General features: G+C 46.0%; 2 protein-coding genes and 1 pseudogene. 2 read left to right on the top strand and 1 reads right to left on the bottom strand.

Going from position 1 to position 2448, the window contains the following annotated elements:
* Positions 1 to 113: pseudogene (locus GMA8713_RS27575) on the bottom strand (IS630 family transposase); the annotation flags it as partial.
* A 215-nt stretch (positions 114 to 328) separates the two neighbouring features.
* On the opposite strand from GMA8713_RS27575, the gene GMA8713_RS25390 reads away from it, so the two are divergent.
* Positions 329 to 1102, top strand: coding sequence for a siderophore-interacting protein (locus GMA8713_RS25390; RefSeq protein WP_062715431.1), 774 nt, complete (start codon positions 329 to 331; stop codon positions 1100 to 1102).
* A gap of 199 nt (positions 1103 to 1301) precedes the next feature.
* Positions 1302 to 2123: an N-acetyl-ornithine deacetylase gene (locus tag GMA8713_RS25385; protein WP_062715429.1), complete on the top strand. Its 822-nt coding sequence runs from the start codon at positions 1302 to 1304 to the stop codon at positions 2121 to 2123.
* Positions 2124 to 2448 lie beyond the last annotated feature (325 nt).

Here is a 2448-nt window from a genome sequence, read left to right as displayed (position 1 = left end):
TGGAGTTGCATGAGAGCAATAAGTCTGCGGGCATAATCCTTGTCCTTGGTAGTCTGTATCGCTTTTTTCATCCTACGACGTTCGCCACGAGGTATCGGTGCTATGATGGCCATCACTCAGTCCTTTTGTCGGTATGTTTCGGTTTGGCGATTGATCAGATCGCACAAAGCGGACTGAGTTTCTCTTATCTTTGAGATCTACTATTAGGAACAGCTATTTAGTAGAAAACAGAAAGAAGTGTAAATTTACGCAAATGATAATCGTTATCATTGATATATTTATAAAGGCGACGTATTTTAGGGGGAAGTAAAGTAGTCAGAGAAGAACAATGAATAAACCAAGCCCTATTTTGTTGACTGTAGAAGCAACCACAGCAATCACCCCGAACATGCAGCGTATCGTGATGCATGGAGAAGGACTTTCCCGCTTTCCTGCTAACTGCGAAGGCGGATATATCAAGTTAATGTTTGCGCCGAATGGCAGCACAGATCTGAGTTCACTTCCAGCGGACCAAAGGCCTGTGATGCGTACTTATACCATTCGCGATTTAGATTTCAGCACACACATGATCACAGTCGACTTTGTCCGCCATAAGGTTGATGACTGTGGCTGCGGTCATGCCGCACGTTGGGCGATGAATGCCAAAGTTGGCGATACCATGATGATTGCCGGTCCCGGCACCATTCAGGAAATAAACAAAGAAGCAGATTGGTTCTTTATGGTGGCTGACATGACAGCTCTTCCAGCACTTTCTGTCAAAATTGCATCGCTACCCCAACATGCAAAAGGCCATGCGGTCATTGAAGTGCTTTCTCAAGACGATATTCAGCCAATTCAAGCCCCTGAAGGGATGCAAATCGACTGGCTGGTTAAAAGCGATAAAACGCTGTCAGAACGCGTTCAGGAAAAAGAATGGCTGGAAGGTAACGCTGCTATCTGGTGTGCCTGCGAATTCGATTCCATGCGTGCACTTCGTCAATATTTCCGCAATGACAGAGAAGTTGATCGAGACAACATCTACATCAGCAGTTATTGGAAAGACGGCGTGACTGAAGAAGGCCATAAAGTGATCAAACGGGAGGATGCGGAAGCAACCGCCTAAGTCCCAAACCGTGGTGAAAATCAAGCCAAGCTGTGATCATTGCAGCTTGGTTTTCTTTTAAATAAATCAGCGAAGTATGTTCAGGAGCTGAACTCCTATCTCCCTTATTCAGGCAATCGAATAAGCGTTATTTTTCTGCGTTTGCTGGTATGCTGACAACGTTTATCTTTTCAGACTTCGCAATGACAAGGATGTATTAATGAGTCGCAATCCCTTCGAGTGCCATAGCTGGCACAGCGAAATTTTTCAGTGCAAAAGCACTGACGTCAGCCATTTTTACTCGCTACTTGAACAGGAGAAAGTCAGACTCGGCCTCAACAGAATGAAACTTGGGGAAGCGGGCGGGTACCCTTTGTGGTTCATGCAATCACCGGAACAAAACGCCGGAAATCACAATATGCTCATTAGCGCTGGGTTTCACGGTGAAGAGGCCGCAGGGCCATGGGGGCTTTTGCACCTTTTACAGCAAATGGATTCAAGTCTATTTGAGCAGGTAAACCTGAGCCTGCTACCTTTGGTTAACCCGACTGGCTTTGCCAATGGTCATAGATTCAATGAGCTCGGTGAAAACCCTAACCGTGGCTTTTATCTGGAAAGTGGCGTTCCTAAACCGGGAGAAGACACCTCATTGGAAGGCAGAATTTTACTTGAGCACACTGAGCTTCTTCAGGCTGCAAGTTGCGATGGGATACTGACCTGCCATGAAGATGTGCTGCAGACGGATACCTATGTGTATACCTTTGAGCCTGCCGAAACGCCAGGGGCATTTAGCCACACTTTAAGAGATGCTTTGGGGGAATTTTTCCCCATCGCCAAAGACGGCAGTATTGACGACTGTTCTGTCCAAGATGGCGTTATCTTCAATCACTTCGACACCTCTTTTGAGTCTTTTTTAGTACAACAAGGTGCCCGTGTTGGCTGTTGTAGCGAAACACCTGCCCAACAAAATCTCGACCAGCGCATATTAGCGAACGCCTCGGTAATGAATGCTTTTTTAGCAATGACCAAGACACCTGTTTAAGTTTGTAGTTTAAACAATGAACCAATTACCCGAAGATTTGTGGGCAGTTGGCTTTTTTAAAAGACCTATACCCATATATGGTCTCCTCCTAGTTTGCAAGACGACAGGTTTGATTGAAGGGACAGGTTTGCTTTCATATATCCGGCCTGTTTGTGAAGCGTTGCTTCTGGCCTTGATGAGACTTCGCGCATACTGGCCTTATCAAACAATCGGCTTCTAGAGCCTCGGGTATAGCCAGGGTTTCAGTATGCCGGTCTGACCTGTTTTCATCTTGCCTGTTGCCTTCGCAACCTTGGTGTGATTTCCTTTTGTTCTAATGCTTTCT

Origin of the sequence: Grimontia marina, assembly GCF_900060185.1 — a bacterium.
In the GTDB taxonomy this organism is placed as follows: domain Bacteria; phylum Pseudomonadota; class Gammaproteobacteria; order Enterobacterales; family Vibrionaceae; genus Enterovibrio; species Enterovibrio marinus.
This window is presented reverse-complemented; position numbering and strand designations above follow the sequence as displayed.